The organism is Desulfobulbus rhabdoformis, assembly GCF_016919065.1.
GTDB lineage: Bacteria > Desulfobacterota > Desulfobulbia > Desulfobulbales > Desulfobulbaceae > Desulfobulbus > Desulfobulbus rhabdoformis.
This window is the reverse complement of record NZ_JAFFQA010000120.1, coordinates 1-1,497: the sequence shown is the minus strand read 5'-3', so window position 1 is coordinate 1,497 and position 1,497 is coordinate 1. Positions and strand designations below refer to the sequence as shown.

The window sequence follows — 1,497 nt, the reverse complement described above, 5'->3', positions numbered from 1 at the left end:
AAGAAAAACAACAACTTACAAGGAGGCGCCATGTCGAATCAAATTTCATCCACCGTAAAAACTCGCAAGAGAGATATCGCACGCATGGAAAAAATTACCGTACGTAAGCATTTGAACAGTGATGCTCTCATCGCGACCATGAAAAAAGGATTTGACGCAATTCAAGACCACCGCCCAGGCAATGTCCAGCATTCCCTGGGGGATACATGCATGGCAGGTTTTGCCATGTTCTCTCTCAAAGACCCCTCTTTGCTTGCCTTTGATGAACGCAGAAAGAAAGGACCGCATAATCTCATGACCATATACGGTATGGGCACCATACCATGCGATACGTCCATGCGCGAAATACTGGATGACGTTGACCCAAATGACCTTAGGCCATTGTTCAAAGATGCATTCAGGCAATTGCAACGGGGCAAGATCCTCGAGCAGATGGTTTTTATGCAAGACAGCTATCTTCTCAATCTTGACGGCACCGGGTACTTTTCTTCAAGTAAGCTCTATAGCGATGCATGCATGGAAAAAATCCACAAGAACGGCAAACGTACCTATTACCTGCAAGTTGTTGGAGCTGCCTTTGTTCATCCCAATTTCAAAGAGGTCATCCCCCTGAGCCCTGAAGCAATTCGAAAACAGGACGGCCAGACAAAGATGGACTGTGAACGTAACGCTATCAAAAGATTCCTAAAAAAATTTCGTCAAGATCATCCGCATCTTAAGGTTATTATCAACGAAGACGCTCTGAGTTCCAATGCGCCACATATCGACGACCTTGAGCAGTATGCCTGTCATTACATCCTCGGCGTCAAAGAGGGCGACCATAAATTTCTCTTTCAGCACGTCGACCGTGCGGCCGAAGCCGGAGAGGCGATCGAACTGGTTATTGCTGATAAGGTCAAAGAGGAGCTCCTTCATTATTTTCGCATCGTCTATGACGCCCCGCTCAATAAATCTAACCAAGAACGGCGAGTCACCTTTGTCGAGTACTGGGAGGAGAATACCAAAACAGGAAAAATCCAGCGTTTCAGCTGGGTTACCGACCTAGATGTCACAGAAGATAATGTGTATCTGTTCATGCGGGGGGCCCGAGCCCGCTGGAAAATAGAAAACGAGACCTTTAATACACTGAAGAATCAAGGGTATAATTTTGGGCACAATTACGGTTTGGGCAAAAAGTACTTGTCGGAGGTGTTTATCATGTTGACAATGTTGGCTTTTTTAATTGACCAGATCCTGCAGTTGTGTTGTCCATTGTTCAACGCCGCATGGAAGGAATGGAAAAGTAAACGATCCTTGTGGGAGAAGGTACGAAGCAAATTCCATGAATTTAGCATCCAAACAATGGAGGAGCTTTATCGATCCCTGCTGGAGCATAAGCAAGTTCCGTTATCAAGGTAACGGGGCAATTATATTTTCAAAGATCAGGTTTCTTGTCTGAAAAATGCGGGCAAGAACGGATGGATAAATGCGCCTAAAAAATACGATTTTTCGTTAATA

At 45.0% G+C, this 1,497-nt stretch carries 1 protein-coding gene; it reads left to right on the top strand.

Annotation, left to right across the window (positions count from 1 at the left end):
• The first annotated feature begins 30 nt into the window (after nucleotides 1-30).
• Nucleotides 31-1,398 carry a transposase gene (locus tag JWJ90_RS22640; protein ID WP_205229484.1) on the top strand — a complete coding sequence of 456 codons (1,368 nt, stop codon included), beginning with the start codon at nucleotides 31-33 and terminating at the stop codon, nucleotides 1,396-1,398.
• Nucleotides 1,399-1,497: the final 99 nt, after the last annotated feature.